The organism is Salinivibrio sp. VYel1, assembly GCF_009377945.1.
Lineage (GTDB): Bacteria > Pseudomonadota > Gammaproteobacteria > Enterobacterales > Vibrionaceae > Salinivibrio > Salinivibrio siamensis.
In genome coordinates this window covers 12,653-27,422 of sequence record NZ_RSAM01000012.1, presented here as the reverse complement: position 1 = coordinate 27,422, position 14,770 = coordinate 12,653, and the positions used below count along the sequence as shown (strand labels likewise).

The 14,770-nt window shown below is 52.3% G+C and carries 12 protein-coding genes; 7 read left to right on the top strand and 5 right to left on the bottom strand.

The window, feature by feature from the left end:
- Window positions 1-20: 20 nt before the first annotated feature.
- Both EHW58_RS12040 and yccS read right to left on the bottom strand, forming a co-directional pair.
- Window positions 21-1,190, bottom strand: a complete 1,170-nt coding sequence (locus tag EHW58_RS12040; protein ID WP_152796689.1) for a Card1-like endonuclease domain-containing protein — start codon at window positions 1,188-1,190, stop codon at window positions 21-23.
- Between the two features lie 241 nt (window positions 1,191-1,431).
- Window positions 1,432-3,690 carry a YccS family putative transporter gene (gene yccS / locus EHW58_RS12035; protein ID WP_152796687.1) on the bottom strand — a complete coding sequence of 753 codons (2,259 nt, stop codon included), beginning with the start codon at window positions 3,688-3,690 and terminating at the stop codon, window positions 1,432-1,434.
- A 244-nt stretch (window positions 3,691-3,934) separates the two neighbouring features.
- Between yccS and helD the strand changes: the two genes are divergently transcribed.
- Entirely contained in the window at window positions 3,935-6,010 is a 2,076-nt protein-coding gene (helD, locus tag EHW58_RS12030; protein ID WP_152796684.1) for a DNA helicase IV, read from the top strand.
- Window positions 6,011-6,061: 51 nt separating this feature from the next.
- Here the strand turns inward: helD and EHW58_RS12025 are convergent, their stop codons facing one another.
- Complete coding sequence (locus tag EHW58_RS12025) at window positions 6,062-6,517, bottom strand: methylglyoxal synthase (protein WP_046073377.1); 456 nt, start codon at window positions 6,515-6,517, stop codon at window positions 6,062-6,064.
- 317 nt (window positions 6,518-6,834) lie between these two features.
- On the opposite strand from EHW58_RS12025, the gene EHW58_RS12020 reads away from it, so the two are divergent.
- Together EHW58_RS12020 and EHW58_RS12015 are read left to right on the top strand one after the other, a co-directional pair.
- Window positions 6,835-7,320, top strand: a complete 486-nt coding sequence (locus tag EHW58_RS12020; protein WP_077606298.1) for a hypothetical protein — start codon at window positions 6,835-6,837, stop codon at window positions 7,318-7,320.
- A gap of 29 nt (window positions 7,321-7,349) precedes the next feature.
- The gene (locus EHW58_RS12015) at window positions 7,350-8,465 is read left to right on the top strand and encodes an endonuclease/exonuclease/phosphatase family protein (protein WP_152796682.1); all 1,116 of its coding nucleotides are present in this window, start codon (window positions 7,350-7,352) and stop codon (window positions 8,463-8,465) included.
- Here the strand turns inward: EHW58_RS12015 and EHW58_RS12010 are convergent.
- Both EHW58_RS12010 and EHW58_RS12005 read right to left on the bottom strand, forming a co-directional pair.
- Entirely contained in the window at window positions 8,462-9,334 is an 873-nt protein-coding gene (locus tag EHW58_RS12010) for a ferric iron reductase (RefSeq protein WP_077638983.1), read from the bottom strand. The genes EHW58_RS12015 and EHW58_RS12010 overlap by 4 nt on opposite strands.
- A gap of 180 nt (window positions 9,335-9,514) precedes the next feature.
- Window positions 9,515-10,126: a YitT family protein gene (locus EHW58_RS12005; protein WP_046073373.1), complete on the bottom strand. Its 612-nt coding sequence runs from the start codon at window positions 10,124-10,126 to the stop codon at window positions 9,515-9,517.
- A 229-nt stretch (window positions 10,127-10,355) separates the two neighbouring features.
- Between EHW58_RS12005 and EHW58_RS12000 the strand changes: the two genes are divergently transcribed.
- From EHW58_RS12000 to EHW58_RS11985, 4 genes are all read left to right on the top strand, one after another.
- Window positions 10,356-11,069, top strand: a complete 714-nt coding sequence (locus EHW58_RS12000; protein ID WP_077638984.1) for a GntR family transcriptional regulator — start codon at window positions 10,356-10,358, stop codon at window positions 11,067-11,069.
- A gap of 37 nt (window positions 11,070-11,106) precedes the next feature.
- Window positions 11,107-11,976, top strand: a complete 870-nt coding sequence (gene prpB, locus EHW58_RS11995) for a methylisocitrate lyase (protein ID WP_152796680.1) — start codon at window positions 11,107-11,109, stop codon at window positions 11,974-11,976.
- A 114-nt stretch (window positions 11,977-12,090) separates the two neighbouring features.
- Complete coding sequence (gene prpC / locus EHW58_RS11990) at window positions 12,091-13,242, top strand: 2-methylcitrate synthase (protein ID WP_152796679.1); 1,152 nt, start codon at window positions 12,091-12,093, stop codon at window positions 13,240-13,242.
- 44 nt (window positions 13,243-13,286) lie between these two features.
- Window positions 13,287-14,738 carry a bifunctional 2-methylcitrate dehydratase/aconitate hydratase gene (locus EHW58_RS11985; RefSeq protein ID WP_152796676.1) on the top strand — a complete coding sequence of 484 codons (1,452 nt, stop codon included), beginning with the start codon at window positions 13,287-13,289 and terminating at the stop codon, window positions 14,736-14,738.
- Window positions 14,739-14,770: the final 32 nt, after the last annotated feature.

Genomic DNA, 14,770 nt, shown 5'->3' with positions numbered 1-14,770 from the left:
CTATTGCTTCGCGCAAGCGTCTAGCTCGTTCTTACCTCAATCGTCCCGCCCGCTGCGATAAACCAGTCATAAAGATGAGTACGCAGGTTGGCCAGTTGATCAGGGCCAATCAAGGCTAAGCCTAAATCGGTGGCACGGGTAATATCGTGATGCCTTAATGGACGGAAGCTCACCAACATCGCGCGCGCCTGAAGCCCTCCGAGCAAATCACGCAAGGACTCCAGCTTGTATAGGGTATCGTCGCCGTCGCTCGACATGCCTTTGGTTTTGCATTCAATAATATGCAGCTTGTTATTCACCACCATGGCGACATCTAATTCATTGCGCACCTCGCGCTCACCAATTTGGCGATATACCTGTAAAGAGAGGGCACTGTCTTGGATGGTGGGAAGCTCCTGTTGGATGGAAGTGACAGTGTGGTGCACGTAGCTTTCTAGCCACTCCCCGTTGGCAAAACGTCGCGCTTCTTCACAGCTAAATGTCAGCACCCCTTGCTCATAACTGGCTAAGCCGGCATCCGAGAGGTCATCGAGAAGAATACCAAGCTCGCGATAACCTTGCTGCTTCTCACTAAGCGCGACGTCTAAACGTTGCTCTTTACGACACGTGGTTGCGAGGTAGTTCAAAGTGGCTAGGCCTGGACCGAGCTCATAGGCATTGCTGGCCCACTTTTCTCCCAACCGGTAAATGTCATTGGTTAAACAACCTGAGACTTGGTCATCTTGATGCTCACAGCGCGCGCCGAAAACCGTTAAATACTCAGTGAGACTAATATGGTCTTCCACTTGTTGCTGGGGGAGGCCGTCAGGGTACAGCCAACAAAGCTCGTCGCTATAGGGCTCAATTACATAGCTGGGCCACTGATAGGTACGAAAGACTTCATAAGCGGAGAGTAATTGGTGGCGCAGGCCACAGCTCGCATTAAAAAGGATGTCTTCAGAAGCGCTGCTGAGCTGTTCTGCCAGTTGTTTCACTTGGCTTTTTACTTCACGAATATTGATATCGTCCGAGATTTCAAAAAACTCGGTTTCAATCCCCTTGGGTGCCAACACACGTGTTAAACGCTCAAACTCCAGATCTTGCTCCAGTGTGCCAATGAGTATCAGCTTACTCACAGGCAATTGCTGATGTAAAACAGGGGTGACGAGACGGACGGGGTCAGAGTCGATGATTCCTACATGAATAGCCATAATTGCTCCAGGCGGGCTACGAGGCGGCATTAGGCCGCTTAATTATCAGTATAGTTGCCAGCCTCAACAGGTGGCGTAACTATTAATATCCGGCCTCGCGGTCAGGCTTTCAACCATTCGCTGCGTAAATAAGTGTAATTTTACACAGCGCTGACGTGATATCCGTCCTGTTAACTCCGCAATAACCGTGCCTTTCACGTGACAGTGCCGAGCTAACCCTGTGTAACCGCTTTTCTTCCTTTTAGGCGCGACTTTGCTTAAGTGCTTGCTGGCGCAGTGTTTCTGTCAAACTATTGAGCTCAGGCAACATGCGTCGAATTAAGTGTAGCTGTTGCAGCACCATGCTTAGCGGCGCGTTATCAACAGGCGCATACGAAGGTGATTGCGATGCGGTAGCGTCATTGGCGTGGTGCTCATCAATGCTCACAGGCTCGCCTGCGGGTGTCTTGGTGCCAGTGGATGGTACTTGGGTGGGTAACTCTGCTGGCAATGCTTGACCCAAACGCTCAGTCAGTGTGTTAAGTGATTGATGAATCTCACGATGGAGTTGCGCCATTTTTTGGTGATTAACTTCATCATCCATGCGACTACGGTGCGCGCCGAGGGCCGAAATATAGCTCAACATTGCGTTGTTTAAACACAAGAACCGGAAGGTCTCTTCGATATTGGTGCGATAGCGTCCAGGCTCCACCAGCATGTTACTGATAGCGGTGGTGAGCTCGGCATCGGCATTGTGGGCGTGACGTCGAGCGATACGATAAGCCAGGTTGTCGCGCTTACCGACGCGGTATTGCGCAATCACATGAGCAAGATAGTCTCGATTGGCTTGCAAGGCTTCGGTCATGATCCCGCGCAAACGGTGTGCTTGCCAGTCGGGTAACACGTAACGGACGGCCGCGACGGCAATCAAGCTGCCAATGACGGTATCGCCAAGGCGGGGAAGAATAACAGCGAAGCCTTGGCCGAATTGGCTAAAGCACATTAATACCAACAGCGTAATAAACAAGGTTGCGAGGGTGTATTGCACGGTGCGAAATGCGAAAAAGAGCACACCGGTGATCACCATCAACGCCAGTTGACTGCTGGGATCTGGAAAGAGATAGAGCGCCGGTACGCCCAAGAGTAGACCGGCGACGGTGCCCAATACTCTCTCTTTAAGCTTACTGCGGGTGGCTGAATAGTTGGTTTGGCACACGAACTGAATGGTCATCAAAATCCAAAAACCGTGCTCTAGCGAAAGCCCTTGGATCAGGGCGTAGCCGGTCAATAACGATAAAGATAGGCGAACAGCATGACGAAACCGCAATGATTTGACCGTGAGCTGTCGACGAATGCGGTAAGCCATTTCCCCCAACGAGTGTGCATCAGGGTCGGCCAGTTCACTTTCTTGCAGATTGTCCGTGCTGGCTAAGTGGCTCAAGCTGGCGAGTTGTTGTTCTACTGTTTCCAAGTTTTTGTAGAGAAAATCGAGTTGCTGCAGAAGCGCGAGGCGAGTGCTGTCTTGCTCCTCTTGTGCCGACAAATAGGCCATCGACTGTTTGATTGCCGTGAGCGCTTGCTGGCCTGTTTTCGGATGCTGGTAGTGTGTACCGATTGACATGGCTTGAGCGACATCCCGGCAGGCTTGAGCTTGCGCGTTTAATAAGGCTTCAAAGCGAAAGAGGATATCGGAATGGAAAAAATGCGCCGCTAGATCTTGGTAACGATAATGGGATGAACTCACACGCTCGTGAATATCTTGGGCAATGAAATAGGTTTGTAGCAAGGTTTGATGCCGCTGTGTGAGTCGGCCACGCCGCGCGCGTGTCAGCAATGACGCTTTTGCTTGGTTTAGCGCCGCAACCACTTGGGCATTTTGGTTAGCGGCGGCGATACGCGTCGGCTGCGGAACCAGTTCAGCCACCGGATGAAATAATCGGGATTTGGTTTCCATGTACGTCGCCGTTTGACGAAAAACCGCCGCGAGCCGGTGCTGCACAGGGCGGTGAGGCCAAATGAGGATCCATACTAGCGATAGCAGCCCATACCAGAGTGCGCCTGACAGCAGCATCATAGGTTGCAACCACATATCACTGCCTTGCTCCATCCCCAGCATGGTATAAACCGCGAGAAGCAAAGAGGCAAAGGCAATGGTGCCATAGCGCTCACCGATCGCACCCAGCATGATAAAACCGAAACTCGATAGTGTGAGGCCAATGGCAAATAACCAAGGCGTGTCGTAAAGCAGTTCGACAGAAAAGGCGGCGACCGTGAAGCAAACGAGTGTGACGCCAAGTGCTCGTATCCGCCCCCAAAAGTGGTCATCCACTTCTGCCAACGCCGAGGCAATCACGCCCAACACCAGCGGTGTGACAATATCCGTACGGTCTGCATACCCCGCATAAAGCGCTACCCCCATTAGGGCGATAAGGACGCGAATGCTGTCATTAATACGATGGTTCGCCCAATACTCACGCACAGCGAGCGGCAGGAAAGGTAAACGTGGCAGAGAAAGAGACATAAATAACGGTGATCGGCCAACAATGCTGGCAAGATAGCAGAAACGGGACCAGAAACTAAGCCTCAATCGGGTATTTTGTCATGGATTAAGAAAATGGTTGCGGCAGGTCAATTTCGTGTTGTCAGCGCAGTGCGTAGGCAGTGGCATCTCTCTAGTGAATTGATTTATCGAGCCTTGAGAAGTAGCATGCCAAGCATCTTTTTAGGGCACAACGCGTGCGCTATTCGCTGAATAACGTTGAGATATGAAACTTACGGCCAATCGTTGGGCACAATGGCTTGTTTATGGCGATCATTATAGCCTGCAGTTAGAAGATGATGGTTTATTGCTGGAGTCTCGCCACCATCGCCAATACATTCCTTTCTCAGCATGGGACGGGCAACTTCGGGTGTCGCGTGGTTTGCTTTGGGGTACGATTTCGCTGACCGGTTATACCGATGAGGGCGACCCACTGCCATTCGAGGTCTTTGGCTTGCCATGGGATCACGCCCAACAGGCGGGACAAACTATCTATCGCCACTATCAAGCCTATATCGCCCGTTATCAAAAACGGCTGGCAATGATACGCCCCAGTTTACTGGCTGAGCTTGATGCACTGGTGAATGCGCCCGGTTATGCACGTGTCACACAATTACGCACCGCGCAGCAAACAGTATTGAATAAGCTGGAAGGCGAGGGGATACCCGTCTCATTCTTAGCCAATTTGGACGAAAGCCTTGCCACCACGTTAGCGCCTGTGTTGCAGGCCGATTCAAGCTGGCTGAAAGCCCGCAATCAACAGTGGCAAGCGGCGATGCTTAATCAGTGGCAAACCTGGTTTGATCAGGTTGAGTCGTCGCCTTTGAATGCGGGACAGCGCGAGGCCGTGCTTACTGATGAATCTCATACCTTGGTGGTGGCTGGGCCCGGAAGCGGTAAAACCAGCGTGTTGGTAGCACGCGCCGCCTACTTGATTGAAAGCGGTCAAGCCAAGCCTGAGCAGCTTTTGTTGCTTGCCTTTGGTCGAGATGCCGCCACCGAGCTCAAAACTCGGATTAAGACCAAAACGGGCCATGAAGTGAATGTAACCACCTTCCATGGTTTTGCCCGCCAGCAACTTGCTGAACACCAAGGACAGGCGCCGATTATTTCTCCACTCGCCAGTGATGAGACGGCGAAATCGGCATGGCTGACCCAAACACTCGCCGAACACTGGCAACAGTCCTCTACCCGTAAAGCATGGGACAAATTACATCAGCAGCACGCACTACCACTTGATGATAATGCTGAGCTCAGCGCCTGTGCCCATGAAAACCGGTTGCACACCTGGATTTGGTCGCGTCTTTCTCGAGTGATCCAAGCCAATACCACCAAGCGCGCCCTGACCGATAGATTGGCGAGCTTTGATGAGCAGAGTGCGTTAAAAAATGAACTGGCGGTGATTTGGCCGTTGTACCAAGCCTACAAACAGGCGCTAAAAGCGGAGAGCGCTGTTGACTTTGACGGCTTGATCGCAAAAGCCACCAAGTTGTTTCAGCAGCGAAAATTCGTCACGCCTATTCAGTTTGTGATGGTCGATGAATACCAAGACATCTCCCCGGCACGGTTGGCGATGCTCGAGGCACTGTGTCACGGTAAAACGGACAGTGAAACCCAATCACCACGCGCCTCCTTGTATACCGTGGGGGATGATTGGCAAGCCATTTATCGCTTTGCCGGTGCCGATGTTAGTTTAACCACCGAGTTTGCACAGCGTTTCGGTGACAGTGAAATTTGCTGGCTGACCACCTGTTATCGCTACCCGTCTACCTTGGGAGATGTGGCACAACAATTCATTGGCCAAAACCCTAAACAGCTCAGCAAACAATTAGATTACGCGCGAGACAAGGCATCGACGAAAACACCCAAAGCGATCAAGGTGATCACTGACGATAAGCTAGAAAAGACACTGGCAAGCTTAGAGAAAAAGCATGCTAAGGCGGCGCAAGCTGTGAGTGTGATGATGATTGGTCGCACGCATGCCATCCGTCCTGACGCACTAGAAAGCTGGCAGAATGCGTATCCTTCATTGGCGCTTCGCTATACCACCGCACACGCCAGCAAGGGCCAAGAAGCCCACTATGTGTTTATCCTCGGCATGGATGATGGCGTATTTCCCGCCAAACCACGCTCGCTTTCACTCGATGAGGCGTTACTGGGAAAAAATGAAGAGCCGATTGAGCACGCGGAAGAACGACGACTGTTTTATGTCGCCCTGACACGCGCACAAAAACAAGTGTGGCTAGTACACCAAAAAGGCCATGCCTCATCATTTGTTGAGGAGCTCAAAGGGTATCTCTAGAAGGTGTATAACCCACACTGTCAGCGAACGACTCACAGCGTGGGGCAAGCACTACAAACGCTCGTCTAAATAGGCTTGATAATCGGGGATTTGAACATCCACCTCTTGCCCGAACAGCGGGGAGGTAATCAGAAAGCGGGCGGTTGAGCGATTGGTGGCAACGGGAATGTTCCAAACCGTGCTGACACGCAGTAGTGCTTTGACATCTGGGTCGTGTGGCACGGCATTGAGCGGATCCCAAAAGAAAATCATCGCATCAATTTTTTGTTCAGAAATCATCGCACCGAGTTGCTGATCGCCACCCATTGGGCCGCTGATAAGCGGAGTGATTTTTAATCCGGTTTCTCGCGCAAGAATATGCCCCGTGGTGCCAGTAGCATAAAGCTCATGCTGACTCAGTATCTCTTTATTTTCTTGTACCCACTCGCTCAAGGCGTTTTTGTAGTGATCGTGCGCCACTAACGCCACGTGTTTACGCGCAAGCATGGTGCGAGACGTTTGCTTCATACCTATCATCCCTCGTTAACAAGGTGGTTGCTATCAAACTGCGTGATGCAGCATTTACCGAAGCCTAAATCAATCCGGCGATGAAATATATCGTACAACGGTCAAACTCCGACGGTCACTTGTCAGAATTATCACATTACCAATAAAAAAATAGCCAAGCAGATGAAATAACATCTATTTTTTCACCCACTTGTTAATCAAGCACGCAAAAGTAGCGCGACAACCCGTCCAAGTAGCAACAAAAAGGCTACAGTTAGGTAATCAGGCAATGGAAGTGCCTAGTCATGCAGGAGTGTTTATGAGCAAGGAGTACGCGTATGTGGGTGACACTGGATTTTGAAGCATCCGGTTTGTCGTTAGTGTCTTACCCGATAGAGGTCGGGTACGTGTTACCAAATGGCGACAGTGATAGTTTTTTGATTGACCCTTCCACCGCCAGTGGCCATTGGAACCACTGGGACAAAGAAGCCGAAACCCGAATTCATGGGATCTCCCGCGAGCGCCTTTTTAGTGAAGGGATGAGTGTGTTAGAAGTATGCCAGCACCTTAACCAAACCCTTGCCCCCTTTGAACATGTATTGTGCGACAGCCAGTGGGATCTGTTTTGGATGGGGCGGCTTTACAAAGCCTGCTACATGCGTCCTTCATTCACCCTAATGGAGGTGAATCAATGGCTAAAAAAGCACAGCGATCTCGATCGGCGCGATTTTAGTCGCGAAATGGAGGCTTTGGGGCCGACACCGCATCGAGCAGAAGAAGATGCGCGGCAAATTCGTCGCGCCCTCGATAGCTTGTTAAAATAGGGGTTCTTTCAGCACATTATCGGGATGTCATGACAGCACCTTCAAGCCTTAGGTTGGCACAATTCAACCTGTCTCTAGCCGGACGTCAGGCCGGTGACATTAAAGCACAGATGTTAGCGCCCACCCCCAGCCGACAAATTAGAAATCTCGCCGCGACCCTACAACGAGTGCGTCCTGATGTGGCGGTGCTTTGCGAGTTTGATCATCCGGGCAGCGGTGGCGACGATGGTGCGCTCGCCGCATTTTGTGAGCGGCATTTGGCTCAATCGCAACACGGTGAAACGCCGATTGATTATCCGTATCGCTATTTGCCGGCCACCAATACAGGCTTAAAATTAACGGTGCCGGTCAGTGAGCACCAACGCTTAAATCGTGCCCAGCAATGCCATGGCTTTGGCGACTATCATGGTCAATTTGGCTATGTGATTTTATCGCGTTACCCCATCGAAGATGCCGCAATTCGCACTTGGCAGCACTTTGCGTGGCATCAATTGCCTCGCCATCAGCTTCCTACGGAGTATTACACCGAACAAGCACAGCAGGCGCTGCGTCTCGCCTCAAAAAACTTGGTGTCAGTGCCGATACGGGTTGGCGAACATCGAATACAAGTGGTGGCCTGTCATCCCTCACCGCCCGTGTTTGATGGACCGGAAAAGCGTAACTGGCGTCGCAACAGTGATGAAATTCACCAACTGATTGGCCTTTTAGACAACGCCGATTGGCTGGTGGACGACAAGGGCGTCCACGGCGGGCTTGCTTCCGAGACGCCGTTTGTGGTGATTGGCGATTTAAATGCGGATCCGAGCTATGGCGATGGGGATAAGCAAGCCATTGGCGCTTTGCTCAATCATCCGCGTGTGCATCCAGAGGTCGCTGTCGGCGCACAGGTGCCAAAAAGTGAGGCGGCACTGTCTCACGCCTTTCGATTTATCGATGGGAAAGGGCGAGCAATCGCCACCCACAACGGCGGGCTGCGCCTTGATTATGTCCTACCTTCGCGAGAGCTCGCGGTGCAAGCCTCCGGCGTATTTTGGCCTGCGCCTGATGATGCCGACTACCCACTGATTTGTGATAAAAACGGCCAAGAAAATGCGCGTGCTCACTCCGATCATCGTCTTGTTTGGGTCGATGTGGCGCTGAGTTAGCGAGGCTGCGTGTCCAGCGCCACGCCTTCACGCTGACACGCGACTTCTGCAAGGCGCTTAGCTTGTTCGTCAGGCTTTAAAAAGCAGCAGGTTGAGCAATAACTGTGATCATCGACGGTAAAGATCCGGCAGCAGCCGCCGCGTAGACGGAAGCTATGGGTTTGCAGCACGGTTTGGGTGTCATTCGGGTCGTAGACGGTCACATCGTGAAAGCCACTGCGCTTACTATAAAGTGGGGTGCCGCGTTGATGGACGATAGATAGAGCTGCGTCACGCGCGGCTTGCTCACAATCACGATGTTTACCCACCATCAAAAAGGCAATACAGATTGAATCGGCAACCACTTTCCAAAGTGGACCTTCACGCATGCCACTTTGCTCCGCCACCGCGTCGACGATGGGCGAAAAATGCCGTAACAAGGCACCATGTAAAATAGCCTGCCAATCCTTTGCCGCTGGCTGTTCCCAACCAATCAAGGCATTGAGATAAAAGTGCGGCTTATGATAAACGAGCTCTTCGCCGTTCGGCTTAGTGACGCGGGTAGGCTCGTATTTGACCTGCCAATTATCCAAGTCCAGTGCGGGGAGTTGCCCAGCTTGTAGCCAGCTTGCCAGCACTGGAAGCAAAAATTCATAGGCATAGGCGCCAATAAAAAGTGTGCCCTGGGCGCGGTTATCTGCATCGCCATAGGTGGCGTTGACGGCGGAAAAACACTGCGTCAATCCGTGCTCAGTCGTGAGCTGTTCTTGAAGTGATGTGCCCACTACATCATCTGGGATCACAGACAAGCCTAAAGCAGCGGGGAAAGGGGACAGTGCAACCGTGGCGGGCAGTGGTAACACATCAACGCTAGGATCGGCCGCGTTCATCAACACTCCTTTATGATAGGCGCCAAAAAAGCGAAATTTAGCATGTACGGCAATCAATTGTAAGAGTGATTCGTATTTAGGAACGCGAGTGGCGACGATGGCACGAATAACACGCCAGACGTAAGCGGATGGAGCCTGAGGGAAGAGAGGCGAAAACTCGCCTCTCAACACTCACTGCCATTATGCGGTTGAAGGAGGCTGGACTTGATAGCGTCCAGGCTTGTGGTTCATGGCCAGCACGAGATTGGTGGTAATCGCCGCGGCGACAGATAAGGCTATCAGCCATGGGTCAACGATCATCAGCGACAACACCACAATCGAGCAATCCAACGCCATTTGTACTTTCCCAGCGCGAATACCAAATCGTTGCTGTAAGAACAACGCCAAGGTGTTAAATCCGCCCAAGCTGCATTGATGGCGGAACATCACCAGCATGCCCATGCCAATTAAGCCGCCGCCAAACAGCGCCGCATACACAGGATGAATGCTGTTGATAGTTAATACGGCGCTTAGATGATCCGCACCGAATGAAACGATGCTGACCGCAACCAAGGTACTGATGGTGAAGCGTTTGCCCATTTGGGTGTAGGCGAGCCAATAAAAAGGCAGGTTGATCACGAAGAAAAGCTCACCAAAGCTGAAATCGGTGATCCGTTGTAAAAAGAGTGCTAGCCCAGCGGTACCGCCGGTCAGTAACCCCACTTGATTGAAAAAGAAGATGCCGAGTGACACCAAACTACTGCCAATCAGTAGCGCTAATGCGTTTTCACGCTTGGAATGATTTCTATCCATATTTGCGCTCTATCCCTATTAAAACGACCGCTACACCATACGCCGTTGTTCGGATAGGTCGAGTCAAACGCTCGTTTGATAACAAGTGAATAACAACTCAATGCGTACATTATCATTTACGTTGTGGCTTTGATCACGATAAAAGTCGGTGTCTACAGACCAAAGTCTAATCCACATTGTCTACAATATTGTTCTATTCTGGCTTTATTGAAGTTTTTAGGCGGTGTTTATGTCTTTATTGTCGACAAATGATCAATTTCTCGATCAGAGCGTGCAAGCGGCGCAGCTTGAGTCACGAGAGCCCACCAAGTCAGCCAGTCTGACCGAGCAACTTATCGAGGCGATTGTCACCGGCACTTATCCAGCGGGCACCAAGGTATCGGAAGCGGGGTTGGCTGCTGCATTTGGCGTCAGCCGAGGGCCACTGCGTGAAGCCATGATGCGGGTCGAAGCCTTGGGGTTGGTAGAGCGCGTCCCTCATGTCGGGGCAAGGGTAGTGACACTCACGCATCGTCAACTGGCTGAGATTTATGCGGTGCGAGAAGCGTTAGAAGGTATGGCCGCAAGACTGGCTTGCGCGCACATCACCGATGAGGAAATTGAGCAGTTAAGTGCAGTGCTCGACACCCACCATGCCTATATCGAACGGGTGGAGGGGGCGGCGTACTTCCACCAACAAGGCGATTTTGATTTTCATTATTGCATCATTAAAGCCAGCCACAACCAGAAACTGATCAACCTGTTGTGTGGCGAGTTGTACCACTTGCTGCGGATGTACCGCTTTCAATCGCCCCGGGCGCATTCTCGCCCCCAGCAAGCGTTACAAGAGCACATGCAGATTTTGGCGGCAATTCGAGAGCGCGATGCCGAGTTGGCCGAAATGCTGATGCGTCGTCATATTCAGCGCAGTCGCCAACTGATTGAACAGCAAATTACCGATTAACTAATCCGCTAAGCCATGAGTTCACAAGGAGAATGCTATGAGTGCAGGTGCACGTTTTCGCCAAGCGGTGCGCAACAATATTCCGCTGCAAGTCGTCGGTACAATCAACCCCTATTGCGCCAAGATGGCAGAGCGAGTGGGGCATCAAGCCATTTACCTCTCTGGAGGTGGAATTGCCAATGCCTCTTATGGCTTACCGGATTTGGGGATCACGACTCTCAACGATGTGTTGGAAGATGTCCGCCGGATCACTGCAGCAACCGACGTGCCCTTACTGGTGGATATTGATACCGGCTTTGGCGGCGCGCTCAATATTGCTCGCACCATTCGCGAAATGGAGCGGGCCGGTGCAGGCGCGGTACATATGGAAGATCAAGTGGCGCAAAAGCGCTGCGGTCATCGCCCTAACAAAGAAATTGTCAGCCAAGCCGAAATGGTCGACCGCATTAAAGCCGCGGTGGATGCGCGCACCGATCCTGAGTTTGTGATCATGGCGCGCACCGACGCCTTGGCGGTGGAAGGTATGGACAGTGCTGTCGCCCGCGCCAGAGCTTACGTAGAAGCAGGGGCGGACATGATTTTCCCCGAAGCCATGCAAACACTCGAGCAGTACCAAGCCTTTGTTGAGCAAGTAAAGGTGCCGGTACTAGCGAATATCACCGAGTTTGGTCAAACCCCACTGTTTACCAGCCAAGAGCTGGCGGGTGTCGGGGTCAGCATGGTGCTGTATCCGCTCTCTGCGTTTCGTGCCATGAACCAAGCCGCCCTCAATGTGTATCAACACTTGCTGGATGATGGCCACCAGAAAAACGTGGTCGACACCATGCAAACCCGTGATGCCCTCTATGAATTCTTGGGGTATCACGCCTACGAACAACAATTGGATCGCTTATTTGGAAAAGAGTGATCACGAACGTACACCCACAGTGTGAAAACGTCGGTTACACCACTGGAATTATCGCCACGTTCACGGATTCATGCAGCGGTTGAATCTGATGGCATCAAAGGAAAGGAGCCAATCATGACAAATGTCGCCGTCGCACCCAAAGACAAAGCCATCTCCGGCGCGGGCCTTCGTGGTCAAAGTGCCGGCACCACCGCCTTGTGTACGGTGGGACAAACCGGTACTGGATTAACCTATCGCGGTTACGACATTACCGATTTAGCCAATCACGCCCAATTTGAGGAAGTCGCTTACCTGCTACTCAAAGGCCAACTCCCCAATCGCCAAACGCTCGCCGACTACACAGAAACCTTGGTCGGCAAGCGGGGGTTACCTGACGCCTTAAAAGCGGTGCTGGAGCGAATTCCTGCCAATGCGCACCCCATGGATGTGATGCGTACTGGTTGCTCGATGCTGGGTAACTTGGATCAAGAAACCGACTTTAGTGAGCAAGCGGATAAAACCGATACTCTGTTGGCGATGTTGCCGGCCATTATCTGCTATTGGTACCGCTATTCGCATGATGGTGTGCGAGTCGATACCTATCAGCCGGAGGTGAAAAGCATTGGCGGTTACTTTCTCAAAATGCTCACTGACGAAACCCCGTCGCCACTGCATGAATCTGTGATGCATTGCTCGCTGGTGCTGTATGCCGAGCATGAGTTCAATGCCTCGACCTTTACTGCCCGTGTGTGCGCGTCCACTTTGTCTGATTTGCACTCTTGCATTACCGCGGCCATCGGCAGCTTGCGCGGCCCATTGCATGGCGGTGCCAATGAAGCGGCGATGGCGATGCTCGAGCAGTGGCGTGCGCCTGACGACGCTGAAGCCGGGCTAATGCAAATGCTCGCCAACAAAAACAAAGTGATGGGCTTTGGCCATGCGATTTACCGTGAATCAGACCCTCGCAATGCGCTTATTAAGCATTGGTCGAAACAGCTTGCCGAAAACGCACCGGACGCTTGGCTTTATGACGTGTCTGAGCGGGTTGAGCAAGTGATGAAGCGCGAAAAAGGCTTGTTCCCCAATGCCGATTTTTATCACGCCTCGGCCTACCACTTTATGGGGATCCCGACCAAATTGTTTACCCCGATTTTTGTTATGAGCCGAGTAACGGGCTGGGCGGCGCATGTGTTTGAGCAGCGCGCTAATAACCGCATTATTCGCCCCAGTGCCGATTACGACGGCCCTGAGCACCAAGATTGGCTACCTATCGATCAGCGCCCCTAACCGGCGCGCATTAACTGGATTAACCATCACACAAGGAATTGACCATGAGCAACAACGTAGAACTCAACCAGCGCCCCGACCCAGACGCCTTATTGGTGCAAATTGCTGATTATGTCGATAGCACGCCGATTGCCTCGGCAGAAGCCTACAACACCGCGCGTAACTGTTTGATGGATACCCTTGGCTGCGGCTTGCTGGCGCTACGTTTCCCTGAATGTACCAAACACCTGGGTCCACTGGTGCCGGGGACGACTGTGCGCCATGGCGCGCGTGTGCCGGGCACCTCCCACGAGCTTGATCCGGTCACTGCCGCGTTTAACATCGGCTGTATTATTCGCTGGCTCGATTTTAACGATACTTGGCTCGCCGCCGAGTGGGGCCATCCGTCCGATAACCTAGGTGGAATTTTGGCCACCGCCGATTACTTAAGCCGTGTGGCCGTGGCCGAAGGCAAACCACCACTCACTATGCGCGATGTGTTGACCGCGATGATTAAAGCGCATGAGATCCAAGGCGTGCTCGCCCTTGAGAATAGCTTTAACCGCGTCGGGCTCGATCACGTTTTATTGGTGCGCGTGGCATCAACGGCTGTGGTCACCAAAATGCTGGGCGGTAATCGGGAGCAGATCATTGATGCCGTCTCACAAGCTTGGGTAGATGGCTGTGCGCTGCGCACTTATCGCCATGCGCCGAACGCCGGTTCACGCAAATCGTGGGCGGCGGGCGATGCCACCTCCCGCGCGGTGCGGTTGGCGATGATCACCATGAAAGGTGAAATGGGCTTGCCGTCGGTGCTTAGCGCGCCCAAGTGGGGCTATTACGATGTGCTGTTTAACGGTAATCCCTTTAGTATCAAACAAGACTTTGCCAGCTACGTGATGGAAAACGTGTTGTTTAAGATTTCCTTCCCAGCGGAGTTTCATGCCCAAACGGCAGTGGAAGCGGCGGTGACCTTGCATTCACAGGTGAAAAACCGCGTGGATGAGATTGAACGTATTGAAATCACCACCCATGAATCGGCCATTCGCATCATTTCTAAAGAAGGGGAGTTGGCTAACCCGGCTGACCGTGACCACTGTCTGCAATACATGGTGGCAGTGCCGCTGCTATACGGCAATCTAGTGGCCGAGCACTACGAAGACGCCTTCCATCACGCCGACCCGCGTATTGATGCGCTACGGCAAAAAATGGTGATCAAAGAAGACCCACGCTACAGCGCGGAATACCTTGAAGCCGACAAGCGCTCGATTGCTAATGCGATCCAAATCTTCTTTACCGATGGCAGCAGTACTGAACAAGTCGCGGTGGAATACCCAATTGGTCACCGCCGCCGTCGCGAAGAAGGGATCCCTGTGCTGGAGCAAAAATTCCGCGCTAACTTGGCGACTCGGTTCCCGCAAGCACAGAGCGAAAAAATCGCTGCCTTGTGTAGCGACCAGGCCGCGCTGGAGAAAACCCCAGTGCACACGTTTATGTCTCTGTTTGTGATTAACTAAGCACGTTATTAAACACGTTGCTTGCTAACTCA

Excerpts from the sequence above, each read along its gene's own strand:
- EHW58_RS12040 (WP_152796689.1), bottom strand. The coding sequence starts at position 1,190 with ATGGCTATTCATGTAGGAATCATCGACTCTGACCCCGTCCGTCTCGTC.
- yccS (WP_152796687.1), bottom strand. The coding sequence starts at position 3,690 with ATGTCTCTTTCTCTGCCACGTTTACCTTTCCTGCCGCTCGCTGTGCGT.
- helD (WP_152796684.1), top strand. The coding sequence starts at position 3,935 with ATGAAACTTACGGCCAATCGTTGGGCACAATGGCTTGTTTATGGCGAT.
- EHW58_RS12025 (WP_046073377.1), bottom strand. The coding sequence starts at position 6,517 with ATGAAGCAAACGTCTCGCACCATGCTTGCGCGTAAACACGTGGCGTTA.
- EHW58_RS12020 (WP_077606298.1), top strand. The coding sequence starts at position 6,835 with ATGTGGGTGACACTGGATTTTGAAGCATCCGGTTTGTCGTTAGTGTCT.
- EHW58_RS12015 (WP_152796682.1), top strand. The coding sequence starts at position 7,350 with ATGACAGCACCTTCAAGCCTTAGGTTGGCACAATTCAACCTGTCTCTA.
- EHW58_RS12010 (WP_077638983.1), bottom strand. The coding sequence starts at position 9,334 with ATGAACGCGGCCGATCCTAGCGTTGATGTGTTACCACTGCCCGCCACG.
- EHW58_RS12005 (WP_046073373.1), bottom strand. The coding sequence starts at position 10,126 with ATGGATAGAAATCATTCCAAGCGTGAAAACGCATTAGCGCTACTGATT.
- EHW58_RS12000 (WP_077638984.1), top strand. The coding sequence starts at position 10,356 with ATGTCTTTATTGTCGACAAATGATCAATTTCTCGATCAGAGCGTGCAA.
- prpB (WP_152796680.1), top strand. The coding sequence starts at position 11,107 with ATGAGTGCAGGTGCACGTTTTCGCCAAGCGGTGCGCAACAATATTCCG.
- prpC (WP_152796679.1), top strand. The coding sequence starts at position 12,091 with ATGACAAATGTCGCCGTCGCACCCAAAGACAAAGCCATCTCCGGCGCG.
- EHW58_RS11985 (WP_152796676.1), top strand. The coding sequence starts at position 13,287 with ATGAGCAACAACGTAGAACTCAACCAGCGCCCCGACCCAGACGCCTTA.